This window comes from Micrococcus sp. 63XJN7_8_ISO-PGPR-S23-253 (genome assembly GCF_056173425.1).
This window is the reverse complement of record NZ_CM149673.1, coordinates 911,079-928,243: the sequence shown is the minus strand read 5'-3', so window position 1 is coordinate 928,243 and position 17,165 is coordinate 911,079. Positions and strand designations below refer to the sequence as shown.

14 protein-coding genes are annotated in these 17,165 nt (G+C 75.2%); 3 read left to right on the top strand and 11 right to left on the bottom strand.

Features of this window, described 5'->3' with window-relative positions:
- Window positions 1-16: 16 nt before the first annotated feature.
- The 10 genes from murD to dinB form a co-directional block, all read right to left on the bottom strand.
- The gene (murD, locus tag AC0VX4_RS04330; protein ID WP_144823923.1) at window positions 17-1,600 is read right to left on the bottom strand and encodes a UDP-N-acetylmuramoyl-L-alanine--D-glutamate ligase; all 1,584 of its coding nucleotides are present in this window, start codon (window positions 1,598-1,600) and stop codon (window positions 17-19) included.
- Window positions 1,597-2,724: a phospho-N-acetylmuramoyl-pentapeptide-transferase gene (mraY, locus tag AC0VX4_RS04325; protein WP_136940924.1), complete on the bottom strand. Its 1,128-nt coding sequence runs from the start codon at window positions 2,722-2,724 to the stop codon at window positions 1,597-1,599. Before mraY ends, murD begins: the two co-directional genes overlap by 4 nt.
- The gene (locus tag AC0VX4_RS04320; protein ID WP_475464644.1) at window positions 2,721-4,235 is read right to left on the bottom strand and encodes a UDP-N-acetylmuramoyl-tripeptide--D-alanyl-D-alanine ligase; all 1,515 of its coding nucleotides are present in this window, start codon (window positions 4,233-4,235) and stop codon (window positions 2,721-2,723) included. The genes mraY and AC0VX4_RS04320 overlap by 4 nt, the downstream gene beginning before the upstream one ends.
- Window positions 4,232-5,989, bottom strand: coding sequence for a Mur ligase family protein (locus AC0VX4_RS04315; RefSeq protein WP_475464643.1), 1,758 nt, complete (start codon window positions 5,987-5,989; stop codon window positions 4,232-4,234). Before AC0VX4_RS04315 ends, AC0VX4_RS04320 begins: the two co-directional genes overlap by 4 nt.
- Before the next feature lie 38 nt (window positions 5,990-6,027).
- Complete coding sequence (locus tag AC0VX4_RS04310; protein WP_475464642.1) at window positions 6,028-7,782, bottom strand: peptidoglycan D,D-transpeptidase FtsI family protein; 1,755 nt, start codon at window positions 7,780-7,782, stop codon at window positions 6,028-6,030.
- A 68-nt stretch (window positions 7,783-7,850) separates the two neighbouring features.
- Window positions 7,851-8,420 carry a cell division protein FtsL gene (gene ftsL, locus AC0VX4_RS04305; RefSeq protein ID WP_223246409.1) on the bottom strand — a complete coding sequence of 190 codons (570 nt, stop codon included), beginning with the start codon at window positions 8,418-8,420 and terminating at the stop codon, window positions 7,851-7,853.
- 20 nt (window positions 8,421-8,440) lie between these two features.
- Complete coding sequence (gene rsmH / locus AC0VX4_RS04300) at window positions 8,441-9,436, bottom strand: 16S rRNA (cytosine(1402)-N(4))-methyltransferase RsmH (protein ID WP_144823920.1); 996 nt, start codon at window positions 9,434-9,436, stop codon at window positions 8,441-8,443.
- A 142-nt stretch (window positions 9,437-9,578) separates the two neighbouring features.
- Entirely contained in the window at window positions 9,579-10,010 is a 432-nt protein-coding gene (mraZ, locus tag AC0VX4_RS04295) for a division/cell wall cluster transcriptional repressor MraZ (protein ID WP_002854575.1), read from the bottom strand.
- Window positions 10,011-10,334: 324 nt separating this feature from the next.
- Window positions 10,335-10,721: a DUF3040 domain-containing protein gene (locus tag AC0VX4_RS04290; RefSeq protein ID WP_144823919.1), complete on the bottom strand. Its 387-nt coding sequence runs from the start codon at window positions 10,719-10,721 to the stop codon at window positions 10,335-10,337.
- A gap of 133 nt (window positions 10,722-10,854) precedes the next feature.
- Window positions 10,855-12,150 (bottom strand): DNA polymerase IV, encoded by a 1,296-nt coding sequence (gene dinB, locus AC0VX4_RS04285; RefSeq protein WP_144823918.1) that lies wholly within the window; start codon window positions 12,148-12,150, stop codon window positions 10,855-10,857.
- Between the two features lie 56 nt (window positions 12,151-12,206).
- On the opposite strand from dinB, the gene AC0VX4_RS04280 reads away from it, so the two are divergent.
- Window positions 12,207-13,322, top strand: a complete 1,116-nt coding sequence (locus AC0VX4_RS04280) for a polyprenyl synthetase family protein (protein WP_144823917.1) — start codon at window positions 12,207-12,209, stop codon at window positions 13,320-13,322.
- Between the two features lie 44 nt (window positions 13,323-13,366).
- On the opposite strand, the gene AC0VX4_RS04275 is transcribed toward AC0VX4_RS04280, so the two are convergent.
- Entirely contained in the window at window positions 13,367-13,765 is a 399-nt protein-coding gene (locus AC0VX4_RS04275) for an Rv2175c family DNA-binding protein (RefSeq protein WP_049158988.1), read from the bottom strand.
- Between the two features lie 211 nt (window positions 13,766-13,976).
- Between AC0VX4_RS04275 and AC0VX4_RS04270 the strand changes: the two genes are divergently transcribed.
- The gene (locus AC0VX4_RS04270) at window positions 13,977-15,149 is read left to right on the top strand and encodes a LysM peptidoglycan-binding domain-containing protein (RefSeq protein WP_144823916.1); all 1,173 of its coding nucleotides are present in this window, start codon (window positions 13,977-13,979) and stop codon (window positions 15,147-15,149) included.
- A gap of 55 nt (window positions 15,150-15,204) precedes the next feature.
- Window positions 15,205-17,142 (top strand): Stk1 family PASTA domain-containing Ser/Thr kinase, encoded by a 1,938-nt coding sequence (gene pknB, locus AC0VX4_RS04265; RefSeq protein ID WP_475464641.1) that lies wholly within the window; start codon window positions 15,205-15,207, stop codon window positions 17,140-17,142.
- The last annotated feature ends 23 nt before the right edge of the window (window positions 17,143-17,165 follow it).

Below are 17,165 nucleotides of genomic sequence, written 5' to 3'. Positions count from 1 at the left end.
TCGGGTGGGCGGCGGGTCAGTCGGCGTCGGGCGCGGCGTCGTCGGGCACGTCCCAGCCGTGCTCGCGCATCAGCCCGGCGACGGCCTCGATGAACGCGTCGCCGCGGGCCGCGTAGGAGCGGAACTGATCCATCGACGCCGCGGCGGGCGCCATGAGCACGGTGTCGCCGGGGCGGGCCAGGCCGTCGGCCACGCGCACCGCCTCGGCCATCACGGCCGCGCCGTCGGCGGGGCCGGTGCCGTCGGCCGCGGCGAGGGGGGCGTGGACGGGGACCTCGGGGGCGTGCGCGGCCAGGGCAGCGCGCAGGGCGGAGGTGTCCCTGCCCAGGAGCACCACCGCGCGGAGCCGGTGGGCGTGCGCGGCCACCAGCTCGTGATAGGTCACGCCCTTGGGCAGGCCGCCGGCCAGCCACACCACGGAGCTGAACGCCGCCAGCGACGCGTCCGCGGCGTGCGGGTTCGTCGCCTTGGAGTCGTTGACCCACATGATGTCGCGGGAGGTGGCCACGAGTTGGATGCGGTGCTCCCCGCGGTCATAGGAGCGCAGGCCCTCGGCCACGGCCGCGGGGCTCACCCCGACGGCCCGGGTCAGCGCCGCCGCGGCGGCCGCGTTGGCCACGGTGTGGCGCGGCGCCACCGGGCCCAGGTCGGCGCGCTCGGCCAGGGCGATCGCCTCGTGGCGCCGGTTGTCCAGGAACGCACGGTCCACGAGGATCCCGTCCACGACGCCGATGTCGGACAGGCCCGGGGTGTCCGTGGTGAAGCCGATCGCGCGGCAGCCCTCCTGGACGTCCGCGCGCTCCACGAGGGTGCGGGTCACCGGGTCCTGCTCGTTGAACACGCAGGCCACCCGCGTGTTCGCGTACACCTTGCCCTTGGCGGCGGCGTACTCCTCCATCGAGCCGTGCCAGTCCACGTGGTCCTCGGCCAGGTTCAGCACCGCCGACGACGCCGGGGCCAGGCCGTGCGTCCAGTGCAGCTGGAAGCTGGAGAGCTCGAGGGCCAGCACGTCGAAGCCCTGCGGGTCGCGGATCGCGTCCAGCACGGGGGTGCCGACGTTGCCGCAGGCCACCGCCCGACGGCCGTCCGCCCGCAGGATGGCCTCGACCATCGTCACGGTCGTCGTCTTGCCGTTCGTGCCCGTCAGGCAGACCCAGTCGGCGGTCTTCCGGCCGGCGCGCTCGCGCAGCCGCCAGGCCAGTTCGACGTCGGACCAGATCGGCAGGCCCGCCGCGTGGGCGGCCATCAGCAGCGGCTGGTCCGGCCGCCAGCCCGGGGAGGTCACGACGAGGTCCGCGGCGGCGCCGTCGACCTCGGGCAGCACCTGCGTGGCCGCCCGGTCGAGCAGGACCTCGCGGACCCCCACGATCCGCAGGGTCTCGGCGCGCGCCCGGTTCTCGGGACCGTCGTCGCCGTCCACCACCACGACGGCGGCGCCCAGCTCGGCCAGGGTGTCGGCCACGGAGAAGCCGGTGACGCCCAGACCCGTGACGACGACGCGCAGGCCGGCCCACCCCGGGGCGTCCCAGGACGTGAGGTCGGCGGTGCGGGCGGTGTCGGCGCGGGGCCGGCGCACCGGTGCGTGCGCGGTGCCGGTCACGGGGTCACCCCCGCGAGGCCGCCCTGGCGGATGAGCCAGTCGCCGTAGAAGATCGCGAGCCCCACGGTGACGCACATCAGGGACAGCAGCCAGAAGCGGACCACGACGGTCACCTCGGCCCAGCCCTTGAGCTCGAAGTGGTGCTGCAGCGGCGCCATGAGGAACACGCGCTTGCCGCCGGAGACCTTGAACCAGCCCACCTGGATGATGACGGAGAGGGTGATCGCGACCATGAGGCCGGCCAGCACGGCCACCAGGATCTCGGTGCGCGTGAAGATCGCGAAGCCGGCCAGGGCGCCGCCCAGGCCCAGGGAGCCGGTGTCCCCCATGAAGATCTTGGCCGGAGAGGTGTTCCACCAGAGGAAGCCCAGCAGGCTGCCCGTGAGGATCGCCGCGAGCAGGGCGAGGTCCATGGGGTCGCGGACCTCGTAGCAGCCGCGGGTGCCCTCGAGCGCGCAGGACTGGCTCGACTGGAAGAGCGACATCAGGACGTAGGCGCCCGTGATCATGGCGGTGGCGCCCGTGGCGAGCCCGTCGAGGCCGTCCGTGAGGTTCACGGCGTTCGTGGTGGCGGTGGTGATGAGGTTCGACCAGATCACGAACAGGATGACGCCGATCGCGGGTCCGGCGAAGGCCAGGTCGAGCCACGGGATGTCCCGGGCGAAGGAGATCGCCGTCGAGGCGGGGGTCTGGCCCCGCTCGTCCGGGAAGTTCAGGGCGAGGACGGCGAAGGCGGTGCCGATCAGGGCCTGGAGGATGATCTTGCCGCGCGGCGTCAGGCCGAGCGAGCGCTGCTTCGTGATCTTCGTGAAGTCGTCCACGAAGCCGACGAAGGCCATGCCCACGGTGAGCAGCAGGAGGATCAGGCCGGAGGCCGTGGGCCCGCCGAAGTCGACGCCGAGCACCGCGAGCAGCCCGTGGGTGATCAGGTACGCCAGCACCAGGGAGCCGATGATGACCGCGCCGCCCATCGTGGGCGTGCCGCGCTTGGTCTTGTGGGTGGTCGGGCCGTCGTCGCGGACGAACTGGCCGTATCCGCGCTTGACGAGGAACCGGATGAACAGCGGGGTGCCGGCGGCCGAGAGGACCAGGCCGAGCACGCCGCCGATGAGCAGTCCGATCACGGTCGGGACTCCTTCGGGGAGGCGGAGGGGACGGCGACGGCGTCGGCCGTGGCGAGGCGCTCGCCGAGGGCCGCGAGCCCGACGCCGTTGGAGGACTTGACGAGGACGAGGTCGCCGGGGCGCAGGTGCTCGGTGAGGAACGCCTCGGCCTGCGCGGCGTCGTCGACGAAGTGCGCCTCCTCGCCCCAGCTGCCCTCGTTGAGGGCGCCGATGTAGAGCGGCCGGGCCCCGGCGCCCACCACCAGCAGCTGGGCGATGTTCAGGCGCACCACGGACTCGCCCACGAGGGTGTGCTCACGGACGCGGGCATCGCCGAGTTCGAGCATCTCCCCCAGGACGGCCCAGGTGCGGCGGCCGCTGGAGCGGCCGAGGGTGGCCAGCGTCCGCAGCGCGGCGCGCATGGACTCGGGGTTGGCGTTGTACGCGTCGTTGATGATCGTGACGCCGTCCGCGCGGTCGGTGCGCTCCATCCGGAAGCGGCTGGCGGGCCCGAGCCCGTCGAGACCACGGGCGATCTCGGCCGGGTCCATGCCGGCGGCGTGGGCGGCCGCCGCGGCGGCCAGCACGTTGTGCACGTGGTGCAGGCCGGTCAGTCCGGAGGCGACCGGATGCCGCACGGCGGCCTCATCCGTCCCGACCTGCAGGTCGAACACGGGGCGCTCCTGGTCGTCAGCTCGCACGTCCCGTGCGGCGACGAGGCCCGACGCACGGCCGGCGGCCACGTCCTCGGCCGCGCGGGCGACGCCCCGCTCGTCCGCGGTGAACCAGGTGATCGGGGCGGCGGTCCGCGCCGCCATGCCGGCGACACGCTCGTCGTCGAGGTTGAGGACGGCGACGCCGTCGGGGCCGAGGGCCTCCACGAGCTCGCCCTTGGTGCGCGCGATGTTCGCCACGCCGCCGAAGCTGCCCGCGTGGGCGGTGCCCACCATGAGCACGACGCCGATGTCCGGGCGCACGATGTCGCAGAGGTACGCGATGTTGCCGACGTGGTCCGCGCCCATCTCGACCACGAGGAAGCGCGTGTCCAGCTCCGCCCGGAACACCGTGAGCGGCACGCCGACCTCGCCGTTGTACGAGCCGACCGGTGCGACGGTGGGGCCCTGGGTGGCCAGCAGGGCGGCGAGCAGGTCCTTCGTGGTGGTCTTGCCGGCCGAGCCGGTGATGCCGATGACGGTGGTCGGGGAGTGCTCCCGGACGCGGCGCACGATCTCGCGGGCGAGCGCGCCCATCGCGAGCACGGCGTCCTCCACGATGATCGCCGGGTGCGCGGCGCCGTCGGGGGCGTGCGTGGGGCGTTCGGCGAGCACGGCGGCGGCGCCGGCGCCCAGCGCGGCGTCGATGAAGTCGTGGCCGTCGGCGCGCTCCCCCGGCTTCGCCACGTAGAGCGTGCCCTCGGCGGTGACCTCCCGCGAGTCGGGGGTGGCATGCACCAGCACGGTGGCGGGGTCGAGGGTGGCCGAGAGGGTGCCGGACACGGCCTCGGCGATCTGGGCTGCGGTGAGAGCGATCATGACTCGATGACCTTACCCTCGCGGGCTGGGCCGGAGCCCGAGGCGGAGACCACAGCGGCACCGGCGGCCAGGGCCTCGCGCAGGGCCACCCGGTCGTCCAGCGGGACGAGCTCGCCGTCGTAGTCCATCGTGGTCTCGTGCCCGCGGCCGGCCAGGAGGATGCCGTCCTGCGGCCCCGCCAGCTCCACGGCGCGGCGGATGGCCGCGGCACGGTCGGCCACCTCCTCGATCACGACCGTGCGGCCCTCCTCCCGCGCGATGCGGTCGGCCTCGGCGCGGGCGCCGGCGAGGATGTGGGCGCGGATCGGGGCCGGGTCCTCCGAGTGGGGGGTGTCGTCGGTGACGATCACCACATCCGCCGCCCGGGCCGCGATCGCGCCCATCACGGGCCGCTTGTCACGGTCACGGTCCCCGGCGGAGCCGAACACGATCAGGGTGCGGCCGTGCGTCCCGGCCGCCGCCCGGGCGTCGGCGAGGGAGCGCAACGCCTGGACCATGCCGTCCGGGTTGTGCGCGAAGTCGACGACGGCGTCCGGCTCGCGGCCCACGACCTCCATCCGCCCCGGGACGGCGGCGGCCAGGGGGCCCTCGCCCGCGGGCACGTCCAGGACGGCGGCGAGCGCGTCCAGGTGCTCCTCCCCCACGGCGTGCAGCACGAGCAGGACCGCGAGGGCCGCGTTGGCCACGTTGAAGCGGCCCGGCAGACCGACGGAGGCCCGCAGCTCCCGGCCCGTGGCCGCGTGGCGCAGCGTGAAGCGGTGGCCGAGGCCGTCCGGCGCGAGCTCGGCGACCTCCCAGTCCGCCCGGAGGCCGGGGTCGTGGTCGGCCAGGGCGCCCGGCGTCGGCGCGGCCGGCCCGAGGGCGAGCGTGGTGACGGGAGCGCCGGCGGCCCGGGCCATGGCGACGCCCCAGCGGGGTCCCTCGCCGCCGTCGAGCGTGATGACGGCGTGGTCGGTGCGGGCGGGGTCGAACAGACCGGCCTTGGCCGCGAAGTACTCCTGCATCGAGCCGTGCATGTCCAGGTGGTCCTGGGTCAGGTTGGTGAACCCGGCCACCGCGTAGCGCAGGCCGGCGATCCGCTGATACGCCACGGCGTGGGAGGAGACCTCCATGACGGCGGTGTCCACCTCCTCCTCGCGCATGAGCGCCATGAGGGCGTGCAGCTGGGTGGCCTCGGGCGTGGTGAGCGTGGAGGGGACCTCCCGCTCCCCCGCGCGGATCAGGATCGTGCCCACGATGCCCGACCGGCGCCCCAGGGCCTCGAGCAGGGCGGCGGCGAGGAAGCTCGTGGTGGTCTTGCCGTTGGTGCCGGTCACGCCGACCAGGCGCGGGCCGGCGTCGCGCCCGCCGCCGTAGACGCGGGCCGCCACGGTGCCGGCGGCGGTGCGCACGGCGTCGACCTCGAGCACCGGGGCGTCGGCCAGGCCCTGCCCCGCCAGGAGCGCGCGGCCCGCCGCGTCCGTCAGGACGCCGACGGCGCCGGCCTCCAGCGCCGTGGCCGCGAACGCGGCACCGTGGGCGTGTGCCCCCGGGACGGCGACGTAGAGGTCGCCCGGTCTCACGACACGCGAGTCGAGGCTGACCCCCGTGACGCCGTCGGCCGGGGCCGCGCCGTGGACATGGGCCGCGATCCCCGCCTCGGCCAGCGCCTGCGCGAGGACGGGCCAGGGCGTGGCGGGGGTGTCGGAGGGCCGGAAGGCGGCGTCCTGCTGGGCCGGGGTCAGCGGAGCAGGGGGGTCGCTCGGGGTGGTCATGGGGGTGCTCCTGGGGTGCTCGGGGCTGGAGGCGTGGGTCACCACGGCCGGTCCTGCGGATCGTCCACGAAGACGCGGTAGTCGTTCGGCTCGGCTCCGGTGGCGGGCACGTCCGCCTGGCGGAGCATGTACTCCATGATCGTGGCGGCCGCGATGGACACGTCCCGGGAGCCCTGCTTCGACGGCGGCCGATGCATGGACACGGACACCACGAAGCGGGGGTCGTCGAGCGGGGCGACGGCGGTGAAGCCGAAGTTGTAGCCGTCGTACGTGCCGGTGTCGCTCGCGGCCTCGGCGGTGGAGGACTTGCCGCCCACGCGATACCCGGGGATCGCGGCCGCCTTGCTGGTGCCCTGCGTCACGACGGTCTCCATCATGCGGAGCATCTGCGCCGCCGTCTCCTCGGAGACCACGCGGTGGGGCTCGGCGGACGACTCCCAGCGCTTCTCCGCGCCGTCGCCGTCCACCGTGGCGTCGATCAGCCGGGCCGGGATCAGCATGCCGCCGTTGGCGAGGGCCTGGTACATCTGGGCGGTGTGCAGGGTGGTCTGGGTGTAGCCCTGGCCGAAGGCCGTGGTCAGGCGCTGGCGGCCGTCCCACTGCTCGGGCGGGACGAGGACGCTGCCCGCCTGCTGCGGCAGGCCGAGGTCGATGGGCTGGCCGACCCCGAAGGAGCGCATGTACTCGTAGCGCTGCTCGTCCGTGATCTTCTCGGCGATCTGCACCGTGCCCGTGTTGTAGGAGCGCGCGTAGATGCCCGCGGCGGTCATGTCGAACGTCGGGTGCGGGGAGAAGTCCCGGATGGTCTGCCCGTCGAAGTCCTGGCTGCTGGGGACGGTGAAGCCGTCCGTGGCGGTGACCTTCCCGGCGTCGACGGCGGCCGCGATCGGCAGCGCCTTGCCCGTGGAGCCCGGCTCGTACGGGGTGCTCATCACGGTGGAGGTGCGGAAGTTCCCCTCGGTGGCGTCGGGGTCGGCGGGGTCCACCGTGGTGGAGTCCGCCATGACGATCACGTCGCCCGTCTTCACGTCCATCACGACGGCGTTCGCCCACTCCGCGTCGTACTCGGCGGCGAGGGCGCCGAGGGTCTCCTGCGCGAACCACTGGGCGTCCTTGTCCACGGTCAGGCGCAGGTCGGCGCCGTCCACGGCCGGAACCTCCTCGAGCGGGGCGTTGGGGATGCGGATGCCGTCCGCGCCCACCTCGAACGTGCGGGTGCCCGGAGTGCCGGTCATGACGTCGTCCTGGCTGAGCTCGAGGCCTTCGAGGGCGGTGCCGTCACCGCCCATGAAGCCGATGATGCTGCCGGCGACCGACCCGTTCGGGTAGGTGCGGCGGTCCACCGCCTCGGAGAGCAGGCCCGGCACGTTGAGCGCCATGGCCTTGTCCCGCACCTCCGGGGTCACGGATCGACGCACCACGGCGTACGGGCGGGAGCCGATGGTGGCCTCGCGCACCTCCTCCTCCGACATGCCGAGCACCTCGGCCAGGCTGGCCAGGCGGGAGTCCACGTCCACGAGCACGGTCTCCCGGGCCTCGCGGTCCCATTCGTTGAAGTCCTTGACGAGGCGCTGGTCCACGACGATGTCGTATCGGCGCACGCTGGCGGCCAGCACGTCGCCGTCACGGTCCAGGATGGACCCGCGCTGCGGCAGGGTCTCCTGGTGGGTCAGGCGCTGATCCATGGCCGCCGCGGCCTGCCCCGTGGGGTCGATGCCCTGCACGTAGACGAGCCGCAGCGCCAGCCCGCCAAGCAGGACGAAGACGAGCAGCAGCAGGATGCGGGTGCGCACGGCAGGGTGCCCGGGAGCGGGCCCGACCGTCGATCCGCCGCGGGGAAGGTGCGAGGCGGGACGGTCGATCAACGGTCGGCGGCGTCCTGGTCGGCGGCGGCGGAGGCGTCCGCGCCGCTGAAGGTGCGCGGTCCCTCGATCTCGTCCTGGCCGTCGTCGGACGCCCCCTGGCGGACCGCGTCCGCGTCCGCCGGCGGCGCGACGTAGGTGGCGGAGATGTCGCCGTCCTGGGCCGCCTGGGCCTCGCCGCCGAACTGGCCCGTGCCCGCGTCCACGGAGGCGGTGCCGGCGGGGGCGACCATCCCGAGGGCGTCGGCGCGCGCGGCCAGGTTCTGCGGCGCCTCGAGGTGGCCCACCTGCTCGGCCAGCCGCTCATTGGTCTCGGTGACGGCCTGCTGCTCCTGGCGCAGGTCCAGAAGGGCGTACTGCCGGTTGGACATGGTGATGTTCATGACGAGGACCGCCGCGAGCGCGGCGAGCACCACGAGGACGCACAGCACGGTCACGCCGGAGCGGGATCGGGGCAGCGGGGCGGGCACCACCGAGAGCGGCGTGCGCTCCTGCGGAGCCGGCCGCGCGGGGGCGACGGGGGTCGACCCGGGGCGCAGCGACTCTGCGATCCGTGCGTGTGCGGCCATGCTCATCTCCTCGTGCAGCGTCATGCCGTGGTCCTGGACGTCCTGATCTTCTCAACCGCACGCACTTTCGCGGAGGAGGCGCGACGGTTCTCAGAGATCTCTTCTTCGGTGGGCTTCTCGGTGCCGCGGGTGAGCACCCGCACCACGGGTTCGTGCTCCTCCAGCACCACCGGGAACCCCGGGGGCGCCGTGGACGTGGCCCACGCGCTCAGGTGCCGCTTCGTGATGCGGTCCTCGAGGGAGTGGTAGCTCATCACCACGAGGCGGCCGCCCACGTGGAGGGCGTCGAGGATGGCGGGCACGGCGGCGTCGAGGATGTCGAGCTCCTCGTTCACGGCGATGCGCAGCGCCTGGAAGGTGCGCTTGGCCGGGTGCCCGCCGGTGGCCCCCGCGGCGACGGGGACGGCCGAGCGGATCACCTCGACGAGGCGGCCGGTGGTCTCGATGGGGGCCTCGTCGCGGGCTCGGACGATGGCCCGTGCGATGGGGCCGGCGAAGCGCTCCTCGCCGTCGCGACGGATGATGCGGCGCAGCTCCTGCTCGTCCAGCTCCGCCACGAGCGTCGCGGCGGAGCGCTCGGCGGTGTCGTCCATGCGCATGTCCAGCGGAGCGTCGTAGGAGTAGGCGAAGCCGCGTTCCCGGTCGTCCAGCTGATAGGAGGACACGCCGAGGTCGTAGAGCGCTGCGTCGACCTTCGTGACGCCCGCGGCGGCCATGGCCTCGGGTACCCGGTCGTAGGTGCCGTGGAAGGGGATCAGACGGTCGGCGAGGGGGCCGAGACGCTCGGCGGCCATGGCCTGGGCGTGGACGTCGCGGTCGATGCCGATGACGCGCAGGTGGGGGAACCGGGTCAGCAGGGCCTCGGTGTGCCCGCCCATGCCCAGCGTGCCGTCGACGGCGACGGGCCTGCGGCCGGCCTCGAGCGCGGCCTGGACGGCGGGGGCGAGGAGGTCGACGACGCGGTCCCGCATCACGGGCAGGTGGCGGTCCTCGGGGCGCGGCTGGCCTGCGTCCACTCTCGACCTCCTGCTCACATCGCGGTCCTGGCGGACCTCGGGCGGGATCCCCATCCGTCCGCCGCCGCGCCTGGCCCAGGGGAAGACGGGTCAGGTGCGGCGGCGTCGGCTGGAGGTCTCGCTCGAGGTCGGGTGGTCACGGTCAGAAGACGCCGGGCAGGACGTCCTCGTCGGTCTCGGAGAAGGCGGCTTCCTGCTCGGCGAGGTAGGTGTTCCAGGACTCCGAGTCCCAGATCTCCACTCGCGTCCCCGCGCCGATCACGGTCACGTCCCGGTCCAGCCCCGCGTACTGCCGCAGCGGCGCCGGCACGGTCACCCGACCCTGCTTGTCCGGGACCTCGTCCGACGCCCCCGAGAGGAAGACGCGGATGTAGTCACGGGCCTGGCGGGAGGACAGTGGAGCCGACCTCATCTGCTCGTGGACCCGCTCGAACTCACGAGCGCTGAACACGTAGATGCAGCGCTCCTGACCCCGGGTCAGGACCAGCCCCTCCGCCAGCTCCTCGCGGAACTTGGCGGGGAGGATCAGCCGGGACTTCTCGTCGAGCCGGGGGGTGTACGTGCCCAAGAACACGGCACACCCCCTGACTCGTCGAGCGGTCCCTCCCGACCAAGGTCGGGACCCATGCTCTCTCCTTCCCTCCACATTACCCCACTTCCCTCCACCATCAACCCAGGAACGCGGGTCCCGGCGCCACGGGCGTGTCGAGGCCCCCCGCGTCCGGCGCACCATCCCGCGGGTCCCGGGGCCGGCGTCGCCGTGGTGGGAAGTGGAGGACCGGTGGGCCCCCGGTGGAGGGCAGCGGTGACGACGGAGCCCCGGGCAGCGGAAAGGCCCCGATCCGGAGCGGATCGGGGCCTGGAGTGGAGGAGGGTGGGGGCCCGGCGGGCCCGGCGCTCAGTCGCCTCGGGCGCGCCGCTCGTCCCAGCGCCGCTCGAGGCGGCCCATGAGGTCGCCGCCCCCCTGCCGTCGCGGTGCGCCCGACCGTCGGGCCACGGGTCCCGAGGCCTCGGAGGCGACGGCGCGCGGCCGCGTGGTCAGCAGGAAGATGCCGGCCCCGATGACGACGACGCCGAGCACACCCAGGAGGATCGCGTGGTTGGCGACCCCGAGGACCACGACGAGCAGCCCGACCACCGCGAGGACGGCCCCGGCCACGACGCGACCCACGGGCAGCCGATGCCGCCCCGTGTCCGCCATCTGGGTGGCCAGCCGGGGGTCCTCGGTGCGCAGTTGCTGCTCCAGCTGGTCCAGCATCCGCTGCTCATGCTCTGAGAGGGGCATGGCGACTCCTTCGAACGCGGCCTCCGACACCTCCGGGACCGGGAGGGGACGCCCGCGCGTCCGACTTGCCCTCCAGGATAGGACCTGCCGCCCCACCCCAGCCAGGTGGCGACGTCGCCGACCCCGGAACCCCTCACTCCCGGTCCGGGCCTTTGATGCCCGGCCGCGGCGCGTCCCGGCGGGCGTCGGCGCGGGCCTCGCGGCGTCCCAGCAGGGACGCCGGCCGCACGGCCGCCGTCGGGAAGCGCCGGGCGACGGCGTCCAGGGCGGCCTCGGCGCCGGCCCAGTCGCCCGCCTGCGACGCCTCGCCCTCCGCCCCCCAGGCGGGACCGCCGAAGAGCGCCTCCTGGGCCGGGGGCTGATCGGCCTCGTCCCCGAGGCGCTCGGCGCGCACGCCCACGAGCCGGATCGGATGCGGCCGTTCGGCGTGCAGCTCGCGGACGAGCCGCCGCACCGGGCCGAGGAGGTCGTGGCCCGTGGCGGTCGGCCGGGCGAGGCGGGCGGTGCGGCTGCGGACCGACCCGTCCGGCGCCTTGAGGCGGACCGTGACCGCGCCGGCGGCGACCTGCTCCGCGCGCAGCCGGGCCGCGACCCGGTGGCACAGGCGCAGGACCTCCGGGTCGACGCCCGCGACGTCGACGGGGTCGACGTCGAAGGTGTGGTCCGCGCCGATGCTGCGGGCCGCCGGGCGCGGGGCGACGGGGCGCGGGTCGATGCCCCGGGCGAGCGACGCCCACTCCCGGCCGGCGGCCCCGAACGACGCCTCCAGCCGCGCGGGGTCCACCCGGGCGAGGTCGCCGATGGTCGCCACCCCCCGCCGGGCGAGCCGCTCGGCCGCCTTGGGGCCCACGCCCCACAGCCGGCCCACGGGCAGCGGATGGAGGAAGTCCAGGGTGCGCTCCGGCGGCACGATCAGCAGGCCGTCGGGCTTGGCCGCGGTGGACGCCGTCTTGGCCACGAACTTCACGGCCGAGCCGCCCACGGTGCACGGCAGCCCCAGCGCGGAGCGGACGCGCTCCCGGATCAGGTGGCCGATGTGCTCGGGCGGGCCGAGCCGGCGGCGGGCGCCGGCGACGTCGAGGAATGCCTCGTCCACGCTGAGCTGCTCCATCACGGGGGTCACGTCCGCGAGCACGGCCATCACCTCGGCGGAGACGGCCCGGTAGAGCTGCTGGCGCGGCGGGATGACCACGAGGGGCGGGCACAGGGCGCGGGCGTGTGCCAGGGGCATCGCCGAGCGGACCCCGTAGGCCCGCGCCGCATACGAGGCGGAGAGCACCACGGACCGGCCGCTCGGGGCGGCGACGGCGGCGGGACGCCCCTCGAGGTCGGGCCGTTCGCGCAGCTCGACGGACAGGAAGAACGCGTCCATGTCCACGTGGAGGATCGTCGCCTCATCGCGGGGTGCAGCGGGCGCGGTCTCGGACATGGACCGAGCCTATCCGGGACCGGCGAGGCGCCGCGCGGCGCGACTAGGGTGGGGCCATGCCCGCCGACGTCGCCGTCCCCCGCCCCCGTCCCGCCGACCAGGACCGCTTCCGCGCCGCCGTCGCCGACGCCCTCGACCGCCTGCTGGCGGAGCACCGCGAACTCGCCCGGGACGTCCACCCGCTGACGGCGCCCCTCGTGGACGCGATCGCGGACCTGACCGCGGGCGGCAAGCGCCTGCGCGCCGTCCTGGCCTGGCTCGGCTGGCGGGCGGCCGGTGGCGAGGCGGAGGACCCCCGCATCGCCGAGGCGGGCGCGGCGTTCGAGCTGTTCCAGGCCGCGGCGCTGATCCACGACGACATCCTGGACCGCTCCGACACCCGCCGCGGGATGCCCAGCGTGCACCGCCGCTTCGAGTCCCTCCACCGGGAGGCGGGCTGGCGCCACGCCGCGGAGCACTTCGGCGTCTCCGCCGCGATCCTCGCCGGCGACGTCGCCCTGGGGATGAGCGAGACGGCCTTCGCGCGCGTCCTCGCCGGCACGCCCCGGGAGGATCGGGCGCGGGCCGAGCTCGAGCGGATGCGCTTCGGCGTGATGGCGGGTCAGTACCTCGACGTGGTGGCCGAGATGGCCCCGGCGTCGCGCGATGCCCGCGAGGCCGAGGCGGCCGCCGAGGCGGTGGTGGAGCACAAGTCGGCGCGCTATTCGGCGGTGCACCCGCTGGCCCTCGGCGGGCTGCTGGCGGGGGCGGACGACGGGCTGGTGACCGCGTTCGCCCGGGTGTCGCTGCCGTTCGGCATGGCCTTCCAGTACCGGGACGACCTGCTCGGCGTGTTCGGCGATCCGGCGACCACGGGCAAGCCCGCGGGCGACGACCTGCGGGAGGGGAAGCAGACGGTGCTCATCGCCCGCGCCGTCGAGCTGCTCGCCCCGGACGAGGCCGCCGCGCTCGACGCGGACCTCGGCGACCCGGACCTCGGCGCGGACCGGGTGGCCCACTGGCAGGGCGTCCTCGAGGCGTGCGGCGCGCGCCGGGCCGTCGAAGAGCGGGTCGCGGCGCTGTCGCACGAGGCGGCCGGGGCCGTGGCGGGCCTGCTCGCGCACGGCGTCCCCGAGGACGTGAGCGCCGAGCTCACGCGGCTGATCGACGCCTACACGTCGCGCCGCCACTGAGCGGCGACGGGCCCCGCGGGCGGATCGTCGCCCGCGGGGCCGACTCACCAGGCCAGGGCCTGGGCGCGGCGCCGGATCTCGGTCTTCCGACCGTCCCGGAGCGCGTCGATGGGCCGGCCGGGCAACGACTCGTCCTCGGTGAACAGCCAACGGAGGGCCTCCTCGTCGGAGAAGCCGGCATCGGCCAGCAGCACGAGCGTGCCCTGCAGGGAGTCGAGCACGCCGGTCTCGGTGAGGAACAGGGCCGGCACGGACCGCACCGCGGGCTCGGGGCGTCGCACGGCCAGCAGGCGGCGATCATGCACGAGGTTGTGGACGCGGGTCACGCGCTGGTCGAGGCGCTCCGCCACGTCGGGCACGGAGAGCCACTCGCCCACGAGGGCGTCGAGCTCGGCGGGGATCGCGTCAGCGGGGACCGGGGTGTCGGAGGATGTGGTGCTCACGGGCGCCAGCCTACGTGGCCGCCGACGGGCCCGGCCCACCGCGCCCCGGACGGCATGGATCTCAGTATGGTCACGAAGATCACATTCCGATAACATCGCCGAGGCTCCACGGTCGGGTGCCGACGTCGTCGGTCGACCGCGGGGGGCCACGGGTCCCACCCGTCACTTCCCCGTCGTGTTCCATCCGTCCGATCCGATGCCGAGGTCTGCCGTGTCCCACACCCCCGTCCGCTCCCGCCGCCTGCGCTCCGTCCTGACCGGCGGCGCGGTGCCCCTGCTGCTGCTCACTGCTCTGCCCGCCCAGGCCCACGCCCAGGAGGCGGCGGTGCACACCGTGCGCCCGGGCGACACCCTCACCCGGATCTCGGCCGCCCGCGGCGTCTCCGTCGCCGACCTGCTGCGGTTCAACGGCCTGGGCCTGGAGACCGTGCTCTACCCGGGTGACGAGCTCCGCCTGACCGGCGCGGCGGCCCCGGCCCCGGCCGCCGGGACCTACACGGTGCAGCCGAACGACGGGTGGTGGGTCATCGCCCGCCGCACCGGCGTCTCCGCCGCGCAGCTGCAGCGCCTCAACGGCATGAGCGCGTCGAGCATGCTCCACCCGGGCATGGTCCTGACCACGCAGCGCACGGCCGCCGCACCGAAGACCCCCGCGTCGCCCGCCCCGACCACGACCCCCGCCCCCGCGCCGGCCTCGAAGGCCCCGGCGGCCGCCGGCGAGACGGTCCGGTACACCGTGGTCTCCGGCGACTCCCTCTGGGGGATCTCCCAGCGGTTCGAGGTCTCCATCCCCCGTCTGCGCGAGCTCAACGACCTGACGCGGGCCTCGACGCTGCACCCCGGCGACGTGCTCGTGATCTCCGACGGCACCCTCGAGGTGGAGCCGGTCTCCGCCGTCCAGGCGGTCGGCGACACCTTCCTCGGGCGCACCTACGCGCCGCACGTGACGGCCTCGGCGAACGAGAACCTGCGCCTGCTGCGCTCCGTCCCGCAGCCCACCCCCGAGCAGATGCAGCAGATCATCCGCGAGACCGCCGAGCGGATGGGTGTGGACCCCCGCCTGGCCCTGGGCCACGCGTACACCGAGTCCCGCTTCCGCATGGCCTCGGTCTCCCCCGGCAACGCCGTGGGGGCGATGCAGGTCATCCCGATCACGGGCGAGTTCGCCTCGGAGCTGGTGGGCCGCGAACTGAACCTGCTGGACCCCTACGACAACGCGGTGGCCGGCGTCGCGTTCATCAAGTACGTGCAGGACCGCACCCCCACCCTCGATGAGGGCATCGGGGCCTACTACCAGGGCCTCGGCGGAGTGCTGGACAGCGGCCTGAACCCGGAGGCACGGGACTACGTGGCCAAGGTGCGCGCCGCGATGGCGATGTTCTGATCCGCCGGCGGCGGACCGCCCCGAGGGGGTCCGCCGCCTGTCCTACCCTGGGACGATGAGCAGCGCACGCCGGGACCCCCTCGTGGGGGGCATCGTCGACGGCCGCTACCGGGTCGTCGAGCGGCTGGCCCGGGGCGGCATGTCCACCGTCTACCTGGCCGTGGACGAGCGTCTCGACCGCCAGGTGGCGCTCAAGGTCATGCACCCGCACCTGGCGGAGGACCCCGTCCTCGTCGGACGGTTCGAGCAGGAGGCCAAGACGGCGGCGCGGCTGTCCCATCCGCACGTCGTCGCGGTCCTGGACCAGGGCCACACCGAGGCCGAGGACGGCGACGTGCTGGCCTACCTCGTGATGGAGCACGTGCCCGGCCGCACGCTGCGCACCGTCATCCGGGACCGTGCACCGCTCTCGCCCCGGGAGGCGCTGCGGTTCCTGCGTCCGCTCGTCGACGGCCTGGCCGCCGCGCACCGCGCCGGACTGGTGCACCGGGACGTGAAGCCCGAGAACGTGCTCGTCCGCGACGACGGCCGGGTGACGGTCGCGGACTTCGGCCTGTCCCGCGCCGCCACGGCCCACACCATGGCCGGGCAGGCCGTCGTGGGCACACCCGCCTATCTCGCCCCCGAGCACATCGCCGGGGCGCCCGCCGACGCCCGCTCCGACGTGTACGCCGTGGGCATCATCCTGTTCGAGCTGCTCACGGGCCGCCAGCCGTACACCGCGGCGACCGCGTTGCAGGTCGCCTACCGGCACGTCCACGAGCGGGTCCCCGTGCCGTCCACGCTGCACCCCGGGCTCCCCGAGGACCTCGACGACCTCGTGCTGTGGTGCACCGAGCCGGACCCGGCCGACCGGCCCGCCGGTGCCGGCGAGCTCCTGCACCGCATCGACGCCGTGGCGGCGGGCCTGGACCCCGACGAACCGGACCGCCACCCCGCCGAGGGCCCGGGCGCGCAGCCGGCGGTGGCCGCCCCCGCCGCCGATGGCCCCGAGGACGCAGCCCCGGACGGGAACCTGCAGACCCGGGCCCTCGACGCCGGCGACCACCACGCGACGCGCGTGCTCCCCGCCCTGACCGAGTCCGACCTCGACGAGGACATGACCGACGTCATCGACACCCGTGCGGCGACGCACGGGGGCGACCGGCGGCCCGCCGCGCGCCCGGCGGAGCCGATCGGCCCGCTCGGGCTCGACCCCGCTCCGGCGGACCGGCATCCGGGGCGCGGCTCCCGGCGGCGGCTGCGTCGGGCGGCCCGCCGCCCCGCGCTCGACCTCGGCCAGGGCACCGGCCGGGCCGCCGCGATCGGTGCGGCCGTGACCCTGCTGCTCACCGGCGTCGCCCTGCTGCTGGGCTGGACGCTGGGCTCCGGCGGCCTCGGAGTCGGTGGCGTGGCGGTGGTCCCCGACCTCGACGGGCTGGCCCGGGAGGCGGCGGAGGAACGGCTGACCGCCGCGGGCTTCACCGCGGCGGTCACGGCCCGGCACGACGAACTCCACACGGAGGGCACGGTCGTCGCCAGCTCGCCCGCGGCCGGGGAGCCGGCGGGGCGCGGCACCCCCGTCGAGCTCACCGTCTCCGCCGGCCCCGCGCCGGTGCCGGTGCCGGACCTGACCGGCGTCGTGATCCGGCAGGCCCACGGCGTGGCCCGGGACGCCCGATTCACCGTGGAGGTCGCGGAGCGCCGCACCGATCCCGCGGTGCCGGCCGGGGCCGTGATCGAGCAGCACCCGGCCCCCGGCGAGCAGGCGACGCCGGGCACCGCGGTCCGCGTGGTGCTCTCCGAGGGCCGCGCCGTGCGCCCGGTGCCGGACGTGACCGGGCAGGATCCGGAGACGGCGCGCACGACGCTGGCGGACGACGGCTGGGACGCCCGCGTGCATCGCCTGCCGCTGCCGCTCTCCGCCCGGGGCGAGTCCCGGGTCCTGCACCAGTCCCCCGCCGCCGGGACCGCGCTGCCGGAGGGCACCGCGGTCCACGTCTGGGTCGGCTGAGCCCGGGCGTGCCCGGCCGCGCG

Coding starts and splice junctions, on each gene's coding strand:
- AC0VX4_RS04320 (WP_475464644.1), bottom strand. CDS start 4,235: ATGATCGCTCTCACCGCAGCCCAGATCGCCGAGGCCGTGTCCGGCACC.
- AC0VX4_RS04315 (WP_475464643.1), bottom strand. CDS start 5,989: ATGACCACCCCGAGCGACCCCCCTGCTCCGCTGACCCCGGCCCAGCAG.
- ftsL (WP_223246409.1), bottom strand. CDS start 8,420: ATGGCCGCACACGCACGGATCGCAGAGTCGCTGCGCCCCGGGTCGACC.
- AC0VX4_RS04290 (WP_144823919.1), bottom strand. CDS start 10,721: ATGCCCCTCTCAGAGCATGAGCAGCGGATGCTGGACCAGCTGGAGCAG.
- dinB (WP_144823918.1), bottom strand. CDS start 12,150: ATGTCCGAGACCGCGCCCGCTGCACCCCGCGATGAGGCGACGATCCTC.
- AC0VX4_RS04280 (WP_144823917.1), top strand. CDS start 12,207: ATGCCCGCCGACGTCGCCGTCCCCCGCCCCCGTCCCGCCGACCAGGAC.
- pknB (WP_475464641.1), top strand. CDS start 15,205: ATGAGCAGCGCACGCCGGGACCCCCTCGTGGGGGGCATCGTCGACGGC.